Source organism: Marinobacter sp. ATCH36 (assembly GCF_023555055.1).
Lineage (GTDB): Bacteria > Pseudomonadota > Gammaproteobacteria > Pseudomonadales > Oleiphilaceae > Marinobacter.
The window spans coordinates 100,434-115,589 of sequence record NZ_JAMJPL010000007.1; the positions used below are offsets into that span (position 1 = coordinate 100,434).

Consider the following 15,156-nt stretch of genomic DNA (forward strand, 5'->3'; position numbering starts at 1 on the left):
TCCTTATCTCAACCGCCGGGGATTGAACTCAATTGTAAACTGGCGGAAATAGCGTTCAAACGTGTCACGATCGTCCGGAATCGGATACCGGCTTAACGATTTCACGGCCCCCAGCGCCGAGTTATCAAACGCGGTGTTACCACTGCTGGAGACAAGATTTACCGAGGCAAGTTCACCGGTCGGCAACAGGGTTATCTGCAACCTTGCGGTCATTTCCTCGGTTGCCGAAGACGGCGGATACCAGGCCTGGCTCAGGCGCTCCCGAATCAGCGCCTGGTATTTCTGGCTTTCCGACAGCATCTGGGCTTCGCGCGCCTTGGCAGCGGCTGCTTCCCGACGCTGACGTTCCTCGGCTGCACGTTGCTGTTGAGCCTCCTCTGCCATTGCTTCCAGTTGCTGTTCTTTAAGGCGACGCTCGCGCTCCTTGCGTTTACGCTCAGCTTCCAACCGCTCCTCTTCTTCCCGGGCTTTACGCTCTGCTTCCTCTTTTCTGCGTTGCTCCTCTGCCCGGCGTCTTTCCTCTTCAGCCTTGCGAGCAGCTTCTTCCTGACGACGCTTCTCTTCCTCGGCCTTCTGGCGCTCACGTTCCTTGGCTTCAGCTTCGGCTTTCTGACGGGCGGCCTCTTCCTCAGCTTTACGCTGCTGTTCCCGCTCACGCTCCGCGGCTTCTTCCTGACGCTGGCGTTCCTGCTCGCGTTCCTTTTCCTGCTGTATGCGGCGGGCTTCCTCACGGGCACGCTCTTCTTCCTCGGCCTGACGGCGCTCTTCCTCTTGCTGCCGCTGCCTTTCTTCTTCCTCCTCCTGCCGGCGCTCTTCATCCCGGTCGGGCTGATCTGTCGGTTCTGTCACCGGACTGGGCTCTGGTTCATTCTGCGTCACCAGTCGCGCGGAAATGCTGGGCGGTTGCGGATCCTCCGTGGGCACAGACCAGGACCAGCCTGCCAGTGCCACCCCAAGAACCAGCCCATGCATCAGAACTGACAGTGCAACAGGCGATTTCCAGGGTGGCTGCCCGGTGCTGATTACATCACGCTCATGACCTCTCACAAAAACCTGCCTGCCCTGTGCTCACTCATCGATGTTTGGTGCTTCGGTTATCAGTCCTACGTTGGTGGCGCCCGCTGCCTGCAGCTGGGACATCAGTCGAACCACCGTGCCGTACTCCACGTGTTCATCTCCCCGCACCAGAACTTCGCGGTCGGTACGCTGGGACAGAATTTTCGATATCCGCTCACGAATATCCGCCAGCGACATCGGATCGCTGCTTTCATCGCCAACATCCATGAAATACGCGCCATTGCTGTCGACGGACACCACAATGGATTCCACGTTCTTGTCGGACTGGATCGGCTCGGAGGTTGTCTCCGGCAGGTCCACCTTGACACCCTGAGTCAGCATTGGCGCTGTCACCATGAAGATAATCAGCAGCACCAGCATCACGTCGATGTAGGGCACAACGTTGATTTCCGACATCGGCTTGCGGCGGTTCGCCGGCATCATTCCCATGCCTTTCATGTTCCTGCACTCCCGATTGTCTGGCTGTTACCGACAACGCTCATCACGCGGCCGATTGCTCGCTGTTGTGTACCCGGCGATGGAGGATGCTGGAAAACTCCTCGGCAAAGGTTTCGTAGTTTTTCAGCAATGCGTCCGAAATCGCAGCGAATCGGTTGTAGGCTATAACCGCTGGAATGGCCGCGAACAGACCCATGGCTGTGGCAATCAGTGCTTCGGAAATGCCCGGTGCTACCGTTGCCAGGGTAGCCTGCTGTACCTGAGCCAACCCTCGGAACGAATTCATAATGCCCCAGACGGTCCCGAAGAGACCGATGTAAGGGCTGGTGGAGCCGACAGTCGCCAGGAATGGCAAATGCAGTTCCAGCCTTTCCTGCTCACGGGAAAACGCCACCCGCATGGCTCGCTGGGTGCCCTCCATGACGGCATCGGCGTCACGACTTTGCTGGCGCAGGCGGGAAAACTCCTTGAACCCGGCCCGAAACACGGACTCCATACCGGAGAAAGGCGTGGGGTCGCTGTTTACCTCACGGTATAGCTGCCCCAGGTCCATACCGGACCAGAACCGCTCCTCAAAGGCATACTGTGCCTGCTTTGCCTTGCGGAACACCTGAAGGCGCTGAAAGATGAGCGCCCAGGAGACAATGGAAGCCAGGGCAAGCAACAGCATGACCAGCTGAACCAGCACCCCGGCATTGGCGATGAGATACCAAACAGAAACTTCTGACTCCACCTTCTACTCCCGGATTATTCCACTTGTGAATTGGTTTTTCTGTCGTTTTCCAGTAATTCCAGCATGTTCGCGGGTAGCCGCCGTGGCCGGCCGGAATCCAGGGCAACACAGGCTACACGCACATCGGCTGACGCCAGTAACGACTGATCGGAAACCCGCACGACCTGCTGGCGAAAATCCATCCAAATCCGGCCAAACGCGACCGGTTCCGCGGTTACCCGCAACTCATCGTCCAGCTTGGCCGGTGCACCATAATGAATGGATAACCGCTGCACCACATAACTGACATTGTCCGCCAGACCTGCTCTGAGCCCGACACCCCGGCTACGTACCCATTCGGTTCGGGCCCGCTCCATGTAGTTCAGGTATTTGGCATGGTACACAATGCCACCGGCATCCGTGTCTTCAATATAGACCCTGACCAACAGACCGACGGATGGCTCGTAACGCTCAGTCAAAAAGATCTTCCCCCTCGGGCCCGGACGGCACTACGCCGAAATGTTGATAGGCACTGGAGGTCACCATTCGACCCCGGGGCGTTCGCAGCATGTAGCCTTGCTGAATCAGAAACGGCTCCAGCACATCTTCAATAGTGCCCCGTTCTTCGCTGATGGCAGCGGCGAGGCTTTCCACACCCACGGGGCCACCGTCAAACTTTTCAATCATCGCCAGCAGCAACCGGCGGTCCATATGATCAAAGCCCAGGGCATCCACTTTCAGCATGTTCAGGGCCTGATCGGCAATGGTTTCACTGATGCAACCATCCGCCTTTACTTCGGCAAAGTCACGCACCCTTCTCAGCAGGCGGTTGGCAATACGGGGTGTTCCCCTTGAACGGCGGGCAATTTCATAAGCACCGTTATTGTCGATGGTGACGGATGAAAGCCGCGCGGAACGCAGGATGATATCGGTCAAATCCTTGGTGTTGTAGAACTCCAGGCGCTGGACAATACCGAACCTGTCCCGTAGCGGAGAAGTCAGCAGGCCGGCCCTGGTGGTGGCACCCACCAACGTAAATGGAGGCAGATCGAGTTTGATGGAGCGCGCGGCCGGGCCCTCTCCGATCATGATGTCCAGCTGGTAGTCTTCCATGGCCGGATAGAGAACTTCTTCCACGGCAGCGCTAAGGCGGTGAATCTCGTCAATGAAGAGCACGTCGCCCTCTTCGAGATTGGTCAGCATTGCCGCCAGATCGCCGGCCTTCTCCAGCACCGGGCCGGATGTGGTCTTGATGGATACGCCCATCTCATTGGCGATGATATTGGCGAGAGTGGTCTTGCCCAGACCGGGTGGACCAAAGATCAATACATGGTCCAGCGCTTCTTGCCGCCCACGTGCCGCGGAAATGAAAATTTCCATCTGTTCCCGCACTGCGGGTTGGCCGACGTAATCCGCCAGCACGCCAGGACGGATAGCACGGTCCTGGACTTCTTCGTATTGTCCGGCCTGGGATGAAATCAGGCGATCCGACTCGATCATTGAACTACCCGCTCAGAGGGAATCAACAACATGTCTGTACACTCGTCTCGGGTTAAGGATGTCCCAATTGTACAAACCGTTCTTTTGCTGTCACGTTACGCTCTCTACACAATGCGCGCCACAACGCCCTGACTGGCCAGCCGTTAACTTGCCGGAATCATGTTCCGCAGCGCCAATCGGATAAGCTCCTGGCTCGACATACCATCTTCAGCCACCTTGCTGATGGCTTTTGATGCTTCCTGGGGCTTGTAGCCAAGGGCAATCAGAGCGGCCTCTGCTTCCTCCGCAGGATGGTGAACCGTTGCGGCCTCCGCCCCGGATGCGCCAGGTTTCACTGTCGCATTCAGCGACCCAGGCGTGAACTGCCCTTCAAGTTGCCCTATACGGTCTGTCATTTCAATAAGCAGCCGCTCAGCGGTTTTCTTGCCGACACCCGGGAGCTTGACCAGGGCATTGGCGTCGCGGGCTTCTACGCAACGAATAAATTGATTGGCATCCAGCCCCGAGAGTATACCCGCTGCGAGTTTTGGCCCCACGCCGTTAACCTTGATCAGTAATCGAAACAGGTCACGATCAAGGCGGGAGGAAAAGCCATAGAGACTTTGGGCATCTTCACGAACCACAAAGTGAGTATGGAGAACGAGCTCATTGCCAGTTTCAGGCAAATTGAAAAACGTGGTGTAGGGAATATCGACTTCGTAACCCAGGCCGCCGCACTCAACCAGTGCCTGGGCGGGGGATTTTTCGATCAGAATGCCTCGGATGCGACCAATCAACGGGGTTCTCCCTGGAGTTCAGTGAGTCGGTTATTGTCCTCTGACCCGGCCGCTGCGGACCTTGCCGCCGCCACCGGTCGCCAGCCGTGCAACGCTCTGGCTCATGTGGGCGTGGCAAAGCGCGATACCCAAAGCATCGGCGGCATCCTCCTGGGGCCTGCGGGAAAGGGCCAGCAGCACCTGGACCATGTGCTGGACCTGGGCCTTGTCGGCACCGCCCTTGCCCACCACGGCCTGCTTGACCTGGCGGGCGGAGTATTCGTGAACCTCCAGCCCGCTGTTGGCAGCAGCAACAATGGCCGCTCCCCTGGCCTGCCCCAGCTTCAGAGCGGAATCCGGGTTGCGGGCCATAAACACCTGCTCGATCGCGAACTCCCCGGGCCGATATTCGCCAATCAGCGTCGCCAGGCTGTGAAAGATGGTTTGCAGTCGCTCCGCCATGGGTTTTTCACCAACCCGGATGCAACCGCTGTCGATATATTCGATCACCCGGCCCTCGACGCGAATGATGCCATACCCGGTAATGCGGGAGCCGGGGTCGACCCCCATGATTATCGACACATCAATCCTTACCCTTACTCGTTGTCCGCGGATTCTGCCCTGTTGCCATCGGCAGCCTTGGCTGCCGGTTTGCGACGGCGGATATGCAACTCCCGCAGCTGCTTGTCATCCACTTCCCCGGGGGCTTGTGTCATCAGACAGGTCGCACTCTGGGTTTTCGGGAAGGCAATAACATCACGGATAGAGCTGGCACCGGTCATCAGCATGATCAGACGGTCCAGACCGAAGGCCAGGCCACCGTGGGGAGGGCAACCGTACTTGAGGGCGTCCAGCAGGAAGCCGAATTTGGCACGGGCTTCTTCATGGCCAATACCCAGGGTACGGAATACGCTTTCCTGCATGGATTCATCATGAATACGGATGGACCCACCGCCCAACTCGGTGCCGTTCAGCACCATGTCATAGGCACGGGACAAGGCTGTGGCCGGAGATGCTTCCAGTTCCTCGGCAGAACAGGACGGTGCAGTAAACGGGTGGTGAATAGCGGTCAGGCTGCCGTCTGGCAATTCCTCGAACATCGGGAAGTCCACTACCCACATCGGTGCCCACTCAGCCGTCAGCATGTCCAGGTCATGGCCGACCTTGATACGCAGCGCTCCCAGGGCTTCGTTGACCACGTTGGTCTTATCAGCGCCAAAGAACACGATATCGCCGTCTTCGGCACCGGCACGCTCGATCACAGCCAGGGCCACGTCATCACCCAGGAACTTGACGATCGGCGACTGCAGGCCTTCAACACCCTTCGACAGGTCGTTGACCTTGATATAGGCCAGGCCCTTAGCGCCATAGATGCCCACGAACTTGGTGTAGTCATCGATCTGCTTGCGGGTCAGCTCACCACCCTTGGGAACACGCAGCGCCGCAACGCGGCCTTTGGGGTCGTTGGCCGGACCGGCAAACACCTTGAAGTCCACACTGGCGACCAAATCACCAACATCCACCAGCTCCAGCGGAATACGCAGGTCCGGCTTGTCACTGCCGTAGCGCTGCATGGCCTCGGAATACGGCATGCGCGGGAATTCAGGCAGATCCACCTCCAGCACGTCCTTGAAAAGGGAACGAATCATGTTCTCATTCAGGGTCATCAGGGTTTCTTCGTCGATAAACGAGGCTTCCACATCCACCTGGGTAAACTCCGGCTGACGGTCGGCACGCAGGTCTTCGTCGCGGAAACACTTGGCAATCTGGTAGTAACGGTCAACGCCGGACACCATCAGCAACTGCTTGAAGAGCTGAGGCGACTGGGGCAGCGCAAAGAAGGAACCTTCGTGGGTACGGCTGGGAACCAGGTAGTCACGGGCACCTTCGGGGGTGGCACGGGTCAGGATCGGGGTTTCCACGTCCATGAAGCCGTTGCTGTCCAGGAAGTTGCGGATGTAGCTGGTCACCCTGGAACGGAAACGAAGACGGTTCAGCATTTCCGGGCGACGCAGGTCCACAAATCGGTACTTGAGACGAACGTCCTCGCCCACGTCGACGTGCTCGTCCAGCGGGAACGGCGGCGTGGCGGCGGCATTGAGAATGTTCAGCTGCTTGCCCAGCAACTCCACCTGCCCTGTTGACATGTTGGTGTTCTCGGTGCCGGCGGGACGGCGGCGCACGCGGCCGGTTACCTGAATGACGAATTCACTGCGGACTTTTTCCGCCAGGTTGAAGCTCTCAGGGGTATCCGGATCAAACACCACCTGGGAAATACCATCCCGGTCACGCAGGTCCAGAAAGATCACCCCGCCGTGATCGCGGCGACGGTGAACCCACCCGCAAAGTGTGACTTCCTGATCAATGTGAGATTCGTTGATTCCACCGCAATAATGACTGCGCATACCGGTTCCCGTTAAATTTGATGTGTTCGTCTGTGTCTGTTGTGCGGGCGAGCAGGCGGGGATGGCTTTCCGAAACACGCTGTGAATACATCCCTGTACGCTCGGCTCCGCCATCCATGGCTCCGCACGGTTTCGGAAAGCCATCCCCGCCTGCTCTGTCAGACCAAGTCGTGACCGCGAAAATTAACTGGCGAGGATACTGGATAAGCCGGCTATTATAAACACAATAACCGTTAAAATCAGGCTTCCGTGACTGTAGGTGAAAGTAGAGCCTTTGAAAGTTAAACTAGCCGGTCTTCTCAACAGTTGGAGCCACCCTTGTCAGCCAGAGCCGAACAAAAACTGCGCACGCGACGCGCTCTGATGGACGCAGCTCTGGCGCAGCTGAGTGCGGATCGGGGGTTTGGCAGTCTGAGCCTCCGTGAAGTGGCCCGAGAGGCTGGTATAGCACCTACGTCTTTCTACCGGCATTTTACCGAACTTGATGAACTCGGTCTGGCTTTGGTGGACGAAGGTGGCGTTGCTCTTCGCCAACTGATGCGCCAGGCGCGCAAGCGGATTGCGCGGGATGGTAGTGCGATCAGTACGTCAGTGGATACATTCATTGAGTACCTGGACAACAACACCAATCTTCTCAGGTTGATGCTCCGTGAGAAAACCGGGGTATCAAAGCCGTTCCGGACCGCGATCAAGGCGGAAATTGATCATGTGGTGACGGAGCTGGCAGACGATCTGAACCGGTTCGCGGAGCAGCAGGGAAAGCCTCTTTCTGAGGCCCGGCTTGTAGCCGAGGCCATGGTGACACTGGTTTTCAATCAGGGCGCTGAGGCGCTGGATGCTACGCCGAAAGAGAAAGGAGAGTTGAAAACTAAACTGAAGAAAGAACTCCGGATGATTCTTCTGGGTTCACAGACCCTCGCCCGCGCTGCCCACCGGAAATAGTCGTCCCGCTTCCGGAGTGTCTTTACCTTTCTGATCCGAGTGTTCTCAAAACCGGCCCGAGTTTGCCGATGACCGCAGCCAGCTCTTCGTCACTGTATGGTTGCGGTGGCTGCTTGCCCCACACCGGCCCGGGCCAGGCCGGGTCGCCTTCGAAGCGAACAATATGATGAAGGTGGAGCTGCGGCACCATGTTGCCCAGGGCGGCCACATTGAGCTTGTCGCCGTCGAACAGTTCCATCATGCCCTTTCCGAGCAGCGATGACTCCGCCAGCAAATGCCGCTGCTCTTCCTGCGACAGCTGGTAGATCTCGCGGACACCGGCCACACGGGGCACCAGAAGAATCCACGGCCAACTGCTGTCGTTCATCAAACGGATTTCACACAATCCGCTTTGCCCCAGGCTCACAGTATCCGCCTCCAGGCGCTCATGAAGCACAAACGACTGCTCTGGCCCGCTCATATCAACCTCCGTGGAACTGGTTCCGGCCGCGGCCGATGGCGTAGTAGATCATGCCGTAGCGCTCCAGCATTTCCGGCTCGTACAGGTTGCGTCCGTCGAAAACAGCCGGTTCCCGAAGTGCAGCCGCAATGGCCTCGAAGTCCGGTGAACGGAATTCCTTCCACTCGGTGCAAATAGCCAGCACATCCGCGCCCTTCAGGGCCTGCTCCTTGGTACCGCAGAGGGTCAGGCCCGGCTGGTCGCCGTAGATGCGCTGGGTTTCTTCCATGGCTTCCGGGTCAAACGCCTGCACGCTGGCACCGGCTTTCCACAGGTCCTCCATCAATGTTCGAGCAGAGGCTTCCCGCATATCGTCGGTATTGGGCTTGAATGCCAGCCCCCAAATCGCCACCACCTTGCCATTGAGGTTGCCATTGAAGTAATGACTGATCTTGTCGAACAGCACATGCTTCTGGGCATTGTTCACGGCTTCAACGGCGTTCAGCAGCCGCGAATCATAATCGCAATCCTTGGCGGTGCGCGCCAGGGCCTGGACGTCTTTCGGGAAGCACGAGCCGCCGTAACCGCAGCCGGGATAGATAAAGTGGTAGCCGATGCGGGGGTCGGAACCGATGCCACGGCGCACATTTTCGATATCCGCACCCAGCCGCTCCGCAAGGTTGGCGATCTCGTTCATGAAGCTTATCTTGGTGGCCAGCATGGAATTGGCGGCATACTTGGTCAGCTCCGCGGAACGGATATCCATGAAGATGGTTCGGTCATGACTGCGATTGAACGGATAATACACCTCGCGCAGCAGCTCCATGGCCCTTTCACTGTCGGTTCCGAGGATAATACGGTCCGGCTTCATAAAGTCAGTGATAGCCGCCCCTTCCTTCAGGAATTCGGGATTGGACACCACGTCGAACTCCAGTTCAAGTCCACGCTTGTCCAGGCCCGCGCGCACAGCATCCCTGACCTTGTCTCCGGTACCCACTGGCACGGTAGATTTGTCGACCACCACCTTGTAGTCGTCCATGTACTGGCCGATGGATTTGGCCACGGCGGTTACGTATTGCAGGTCAGCTGAGCCATCTTCGTCCGGTGGGGTACCTACGGCTATAAACTGCAGGACCCCATGCCCCACAGCCTCTTCGGTGTCCGTGGTAAACGATAGCCGGCCTGCCTCAACGGTATGCTTGACGATGGATTCGAGACCCGGTTCGTAAATCGGAATATGGCCATTTTTGAGCTTTTCGATCTTGCCGTGATCAACGTCCATGCACAGAACATGATGACCTACATCGGCAAGACAGGCTCCGGTAACAAGCCCAACGTAACCGGTACCAAAAATCGTAATTTTCATCCGTTAAAACCCTGATGTCTGTAATGTTTTAAAGTGTCAGAAAAGCGCTTTTCAGCCCTGCTTTTGCTGCCAGATTTTTTCCCAGGCCAGCGCCGTGCCCACGATGGTATCGAGATCATCATAGTCCGGCTGCCAGCCAAGTACTTTTTTGATTCGCGAGTTGTCGGCCATCAACGCCGCTGGATCCCCTGCCCGCCGGCCGGTTTCCTGCACCGGAAAGTCGTTACCCGACTTGCGCTTAACCACGTCGATGACTTCACGTACGGTAAACCCGCGCCCGTAGCCGCAATTCAGCACCCGCGAGTCGCCGCCCACGGCCATGTAATCCAGCGCCATTACGTGGGCCTTTGCCAGGTCTTCAACGTGGATGTAGTCACGGATGCAGGTGCCGTCACGGGTGTCGTAATCGGTGCCGAATACGCTCATGCCATCCCGCTTGCCGGTCACGCACTCGCAGGCCACCTTGATAAGATGAGTTGCCTCGGGCGTTGCCTGCCCCAGCAACCCGTCCGGGTTGGCCCCCGCCACATTGAAATAACGCAGAATCACATAATTCAGCGACGACGCGGCAGCCAGATCCATGATCATCCGCTCGCTCATCATCTTGGACGCGCCGTAGGGGTTGATGGGGGCCAGAGGCAGATCTTCCGTCAGTACGGTTTCTTCCGGCATGCCATAAACCGCAGCGGTGGACGAGAACACCATGTAGGGGACCTGGTGCTGCTCAACCGCTTTCAGCAGGTTCAGCGTGTTACGGGTGTTGTTGCTGTAATACTTGAGGGGGTTTTCAACCGACTCCGGCACCACAATATTGGCGGCGAAGTGCAGAACGGCATCGAAACGATGCTGACTGAAAAGATCCGCGATTGCCTGCTCATCTGCAAGGTCGCCCACGACCAGTTCACCGCAGGTAACAGCCCAGCGGTAGCCCGTGGACAGGTTGTCGAAAACAATGATGTCGTGCCCGGCCTCGCCAAGTTGCCTGACCACATGGCTGCCAATATATCCGGCTCCACCGGTTACCAGTACTTTCATTGTCTGTCGTCACTCCTTCCCTGAAATTGATTGTTTCCGGCTCCGGATCTGTGCTCTTCGCGCGGCGAAAAATTCGCTGATAACCTTACTGCACTGGTGCGCAAGGATGCCATTGTGGGTTTCAACACGCCAGTTAAGATGGCCTTCGTCCAGGGTCTGTCGGGTTGACTCCACAGCACCAGCTTTTGGCTCCGCGGCGCCATACACCAATCGGCTGACCCGGCTATGAACAATAGCTCCGACACACATGGTGCAGGGCTCAAGGGTGACGTAAAGCGTGGCACCCGGCAACCGGTAATTCCCGAGCCGCTTCGCTGCGTCCCGCAGAGCCCGGATTTCAGCATGGGCGGTAGGGTCGCAACCGCTGATCGGTGCATTGAAGCCGGCACCGATCTCTTTGCCATCAAGGACTACCACGGCACCCACGGGAACTTCACCAGCACTGGCTGCCTGCCCTGCCAGTTGCAGGGCTCGGCCCATCCAGGCCTCATCGTCATTACAACTCCGGTGCGCCAAAGCCATCAAAAATTCCCTGCCTACGAGTCGAGGGACGTCAGTTTATCATGCCTCAGGTATTTCCAAAGACCACAGCACAAAACAAGCTACCCCGAAAACCTTGAAGCCTCTCTTTCGGTTGATACTTGTCAAAATTGCGTCATAAACGATAAGGCACAATAGGATTACAAACATTCTTAATGCAAAGGAGATGTATCAATGAGCAATGACCTGTTTGATAAAGCCACGCGCCTTAACGAGACCCTCTTCGAGCAGTTCAACAAAGCCGCCGAAATGCAGATGAATGCGTTCCGCCGGTACGCTGATGTCACCATGGAGCAGGCCAAAAAAGTTTCTGAAGTGCGGGATCTGGAAGGCCTGAAGGCAGTTACCGGAGACCAGGCTGAAACCCTCAAGTCGCTCAGCGAACAATTCACAGCTGACTGGAAAGCCTGGCAGGACTACCTCAACGAAACCCGCGAGCAGGTCCAGAAGGTATTCGAGAAGGCCCCCGAGCCAAAGGAAGAGACTGCAAAACCCGGCCCCAAAGCCACCAAGTAGGGGTTGTTTATGTTGGGTATGGACACGCTGGGAAAAACTGTCAGCCAGTTGGTAAACCGTTTCGAATCGAATGTCCGGCAAGGTCAGCAGAGCCTGGAAAAATGGCTCGGAGATACCGGCGTAATGGACGATGCCAAGCTATCGACCCTGTCTGAGATGTCCGACGCCTACCGGGCCATGGCAGAGGATCTCCTGCTGCACCCGATCCGGTTTGCAAGTGCAGAGCTGGACCTTACCCGCAAACACCTGGCGCTGGGTTATTACACCCTTGCCCGGTTGACCGGCAAGGACAGGCATCGGGCAGCAGAACCGGACCCCGATGACCGGCGCTTCCAGGCGGAAGACTGGCACAGGCACCTGCCCTTCGATGTACTCCACCAGGCTTACCTGATCAACTCCCGGGCTTTTCTGGACTGGGTTGCCGGTATGGAAGGCTTGCCATCGGCGGGCCGCGACCAGATGCTGTTCTATGCCCGGCAGCTGACCAGTGCACTGTCTCCATCAAATTTCCCTGCGTCCAATCCGGAAGTTCTCAGGATTACCTGGGAGCGCAAAGGGATGAACCTGATTGATGGTACCCGGCAGTTGCTTGAGGATGTGCGCCAGAATCCGTCACTGTTCAATGTTGGCATGACGGATCGCTCGGCCTTTGAAGTAAGCCGCAACCTGGCAACCACACCGGGAAAAGTGGTTTACCAGAATGAACTGATGCAGCTGATCCAGTACTCGCCGTCCACCGAAACGGTCAGTCAGCGCCCCATTCTGATAGTGCCACCCTGGATCAACAAGTATTACATCCTGGACCTCACAGCGAAGAAGTCTTTTATCCAGTGGCTCGTTGACCAGGGGCAGACCGTCTTTATTATTTCCTGGCGTAATCCCGGGCCGGAGTTCCGGGACAAGGGGTGGGAAGACTACATGCATCTGGGCCCACTGGCCGCCATGGATGCCGTCACCGAGGCAACCGGCGAGGACCGGATGAACGTGATCGGCTATTGCATCGGTGGCACCCTGCTGGGCTCTACCCTGGCCTGGCTGAAGAAAAAACAGCGCAATCCGGTTGTCAGTGCTACCTACCTGACGACCCTTCTGGACTTCTCGGACCCTGGCGGCATCGGCGTTTTCATCAACGATCACTCCATCCAGGGCATTGAGCGTATGCTGGCACGCAAAGGCTACCTGGATGGCCGTGCCATGGCGTTTACCTTCAACCTGCTGCGGGAAAACGAGCTGTTCTGGTCGTTCTGGACCAACAATTACCTGAAGGGCGAAAAGCCGGCCGCCTTCGACGTGCTCTACTGGAACACCGATGGCACCAACCTGCCGGCGAAGATGCACAGCTTCTATCTTCGTGAGATGTATCTGAACAACCGCCTGGTTCAGCCGGACTCCCTGACCCTGGACGGAGAATCCATCAATCTGTCGGAGATCGAGGTGCCGTCGTTCTTCCTGTCAGCACGACAGGATCATATCGCCAAGTGGAAAACCACTTACAAAGGCGCGCTGGCCCACGGTGGTAATGTGCGTTTTGTATTGTCCGGCTCCGGCCACATTGCCGGGGTTATCAACCCGCCCTACAAGGAGAAATACGGCTTCTGGACCAATGATGATCTGACACCGGATGCTGACGACTGGTTCGCCGGCGCCGAGCAGCATCCGGGGTCGTGGTGGCCGCACTGGCTGGAATGGATTGCTCGGTACTCCGGCGAGCAAGTGCCCGCGCGTACGCCGGGCGAAGGCAAGATTCCGGTCATCGAGGATGCCCCCGGAAGCTATGTGCGGGTTAAAGCAGCAGAGGCGGCAGGCAGTTAACCTGCCGCTCTCACTTCCCTTACTCCCACTCAATGGTTGCAGGAGGTTTCGAGGAGACGTCGTAGGTGACCCGGGACACGCCCTCGATCTCATTGATGATGCGGTTGGATACCGTTTCCAGCAGGTCGTACGGCAGATGCGCCCACCGTGCTGTCATGAAATCAATGGTTTCTACCGCCCGCAATGCCACAACGTATTCGTAGCGACGGGCATCACCTACGACACCGACTGACTTGACCGGCAGGAAAACTGCAAAAGCCTGGCTGGTCTTATGGTAGAAATCAGCGCGATGAAGCTCCTCCAGAAAGATGGCGTCAGCGCGGCGCAGTATCTCCGCGTATTCCCTCTTTACCTCGCCCAGAATCCGCACGCCCAGGCCTGGCCCGGGGAACGGGTGGCGATACACCATGTCGTAAGGCAGGCCAAGCTCAAGCCCGATGCGGCGTACCTCGTCCTTGAACAACTCACGGAGGGGCTCCACCAGCTTCATTTTCATGGTTTCCGGCAGACCACCCACGTTATGATGAGACTTGATAACGTGGGCCTTACCGGTCTTGGAGGCCGCAGACTCGATCACGTCCGGGTAAATCGTGCCCTGGGCCAGCCAGTTCACATCACGGATATTGGCGGCTTCATCATCAAAGACATCGATGAAGGTATTGCCGATGATCTTGCGCTTCTTCTCCGGATCATCAACGCCCTTGAGCTTGGACAGGAACAGGTCTTCCGCATCCACCCGGATGACTTTAACGCCCATGTTGTTGGCGAACATGTCCATGACCTGATCACCCTCATGCAGGCGCAGCAGGCCGTTATCCACAAATACACAGGTTAACTGGCTGCCAATCGCCTTGTGCAGGAGTGCCGCGGTAACCGAGGAATCGACACCACCGGATAGTCCGAGCAGCACTTTATCATCGCCCACCTGGTTGCGAATCTGCTGAACCGCGTCGTCCACGATTCTTGCCGGAGTCCACAGTGCCTCGCACTGGCAAATATTGAGGACAAAGTGCTCGAGAATGCGTTTGCCCTGCAGGGTATGAGTCACTTCGGGGTGGAACTGCACACCATAGAGGTTGCGGGCAAGATCCTGCATGGCTGCTATCGGCGCGCTTTCGGTGGATGCCAGCAGCTCGAAGCCTTCCGGCATGACCACCACCTTGTCACCGTGGCTCATCCACACATCCAGGAGTGAATCGCCGCTGGGGGTCAGATGGTCGGTGATATCCTGGAGCAAGGGCCCTTTGGCGCGCACCTTGACCTGAGCGTAACCGAATTCCCGCTTTTCCGAGTTGGCCACGCGGCCGCCGAGCTGTTCTGCCATGGTTTGCATGCCATAGCATATACCGAGGACAGGAACGCCCCGTTCGAATAGCCCTTCCGGTGCCCGCGGACCACCGAGTTTGGTGACCGACTCCGGCCCACCGGCGAGGATAATGCCCTTGGGATTGAAATTCTTCAGTTCCTGATCGGTAATATCAAAGGCCTTGACCTCACAATAGACACCGATTTCCCGAACGCGGCGTGCGATGAGCTGGGTGTACTGGGAGCCAAAATCGAGAATCAGAATGCGGTGGTCGTGGATATTGTGGGCCATGAAATCCTCGGATCAGAAAGAA

16 protein-coding genes are annotated in these 15,156 nt (G+C 57.4%); 3 read left to right on the top strand and 13 right to left on the bottom strand.

The features are described 5' to 3' along the window. Nucleotides 1–3: 3 nt before the first annotated feature. From tolA to aspS, 8 genes are all read right to left on the bottom strand, one after another. Nucleotides 4–1,047 carry a cell envelope integrity protein TolA gene (tolA, locus tag M8010_RS17425; protein ID WP_349666120.1) on the bottom strand — a complete coding sequence of 348 codons (1,044 nt, stop codon included), beginning with the start codon at nucleotides 1,045–1,047 and terminating at the stop codon, nucleotides 4–6. A gap of 21 nt (nucleotides 1,048–1,068) precedes the next feature. Further along, nucleotides 1,069–1,515 carry a protein TolR gene (gene tolR / locus M8010_RS17430; RefSeq protein WP_250093989.1) on the bottom strand — a complete coding sequence of 149 codons (447 nt, stop codon included), beginning with the start codon at nucleotides 1,513–1,515 and terminating at the stop codon, nucleotides 1,069–1,071. Nucleotides 1,516–1,558: 43 nt separating this feature from the next. Next, nucleotides 1,559–2,248, bottom strand: a complete 690-nt coding sequence (gene tolQ, locus M8010_RS17435; RefSeq protein WP_250093990.1) for a protein TolQ — start codon at nucleotides 2,246–2,248, stop codon at nucleotides 1,559–1,561. Nucleotides 2,249–2,262: 14 nt separating this feature from the next. After that, nucleotides 2,263–2,706, bottom strand: a complete 444-nt coding sequence (locus M8010_RS17440; protein WP_250093991.1) for a YbgC/FadM family acyl-CoA thioesterase — start codon at nucleotides 2,704–2,706, stop codon at nucleotides 2,263–2,265. Further along, nucleotides 2,699–3,727 carry a Holliday junction branch migration DNA helicase RuvB gene (ruvB, locus tag M8010_RS17445; RefSeq protein ID WP_250093992.1) on the bottom strand — a complete coding sequence of 343 codons (1,029 nt, stop codon included), beginning with the start codon at nucleotides 3,725–3,727 and terminating at the stop codon, nucleotides 2,699–2,701. The genes M8010_RS17440 and ruvB overlap by 8 nt, the downstream gene beginning before the upstream one ends. 143 nt (nucleotides 3,728–3,870) lie before the next feature. Further along, nucleotides 3,871–4,503 carry a Holliday junction branch migration protein RuvA gene (gene ruvA / locus M8010_RS17450; RefSeq protein ID WP_250093993.1) on the bottom strand — a complete coding sequence of 211 codons (633 nt, stop codon included), beginning with the start codon at nucleotides 4,501–4,503 and terminating at the stop codon, nucleotides 3,871–3,873. A gap of 30 nt (nucleotides 4,504–4,533) precedes the next feature. Further along, entirely contained in the window at nucleotides 4,534–5,064 is a 531-nt protein-coding gene (gene ruvC, locus M8010_RS17455) for a crossover junction endodeoxyribonuclease RuvC (RefSeq protein WP_250093994.1), read from the bottom strand. Nucleotides 5,065–5,078: 14 nt separating this feature from the next. After that, entirely contained in the window at nucleotides 5,079–6,887 is a 1,809-nt protein-coding gene (gene aspS, locus M8010_RS17460) for an aspartate--tRNA ligase (RefSeq protein ID WP_250093995.1), read from the bottom strand. Nucleotides 6,888–7,205: 318 nt separating this feature from the next. Here aspS and fabR point away from each other — a divergent pair, with 318 nt between their 5' ends. Continuing rightward, nucleotides 7,206–7,829, top strand: coding sequence for an HTH-type transcriptional repressor FabR (gene fabR / locus M8010_RS17465; protein ID WP_284048182.1), 624 nt, complete (start codon nucleotides 7,206–7,208; stop codon nucleotides 7,827–7,829). A 22-nt stretch (nucleotides 7,830–7,851) separates the two neighbouring features. Here fabR and M8010_RS17470 read toward each other — a convergent pair whose 3' ends face one another. The 4 genes from M8010_RS17470 to tadA are packed head-to-tail and all read right to left on the bottom strand — an operon-like array spanning nucleotide 7,852 to nucleotide 11,191. Beyond that, on the bottom strand, nucleotides 7,852–8,289 hold the full coding sequence (locus M8010_RS17470) for an HIT domain-containing protein (RefSeq protein WP_250093996.1): 438 nt from the start codon (nucleotides 8,287–8,289) through the stop codon (nucleotides 7,852–7,854). Nucleotide 8,290: 1 nt separating this feature from the next. Next, complete coding sequence (locus M8010_RS17475) at nucleotides 8,291–9,634, bottom strand: UDP-glucose dehydrogenase family protein (RefSeq protein WP_250093997.1); 1,344 nt, start codon at nucleotides 9,632–9,634, stop codon at nucleotides 8,291–8,293. A gap of 51 nt (nucleotides 9,635–9,685) precedes the next feature. Then, the gene (gene galE / locus M8010_RS17480) at nucleotides 9,686–10,669 is read right to left on the bottom strand and encodes a UDP-glucose 4-epimerase GalE (protein ID WP_250093998.1); all 984 of its coding nucleotides are present in this window, start codon (nucleotides 10,667–10,669) and stop codon (nucleotides 9,686–9,688) included. A gap of 9 nt (nucleotides 10,670–10,678) precedes the next feature. Continuing rightward, entirely contained in the window at nucleotides 10,679–11,191 is a 513-nt protein-coding gene (tadA, locus tag M8010_RS17485; protein ID WP_284048183.1) for a tRNA adenosine(34) deaminase TadA, read from the bottom strand. A 192-nt stretch (nucleotides 11,192–11,383) separates the two neighbouring features. Between tadA and M8010_RS17490 the strand changes: the two genes are divergently transcribed. Both M8010_RS17490 and M8010_RS17495 read left to right on the top strand, forming a co-directional pair. Then, nucleotides 11,384–11,725 (top strand): phasin family protein, encoded by a 342-nt coding sequence (locus M8010_RS17490; RefSeq protein WP_250094000.1) that lies wholly within the window; start codon nucleotides 11,384–11,386, stop codon nucleotides 11,723–11,725. A 9-nt stretch (nucleotides 11,726–11,734) separates the two neighbouring features. Then, the gene (locus tag M8010_RS17495; RefSeq protein ID WP_250094001.1) at nucleotides 11,735–13,537 is read left to right on the top strand and encodes a PHA/PHB synthase family protein; all 1,803 of its coding nucleotides are present in this window, start codon (nucleotides 11,735–11,737) and stop codon (nucleotides 13,535–13,537) included. 19 nt (nucleotides 13,538–13,556) lie between these two features. Here M8010_RS17495 and guaA read toward each other — a convergent pair whose 3' ends face one another. Then, nucleotides 13,557–15,134: a glutamine-hydrolyzing GMP synthase gene (guaA, locus tag M8010_RS17500; RefSeq protein WP_250094002.1), complete on the bottom strand. Its 1,578-nt coding sequence runs from the start codon at nucleotides 15,132–15,134 to the stop codon at nucleotides 13,557–13,559. Between the last annotated feature and the right edge of the window lie 22 nt (nucleotides 15,135–15,156).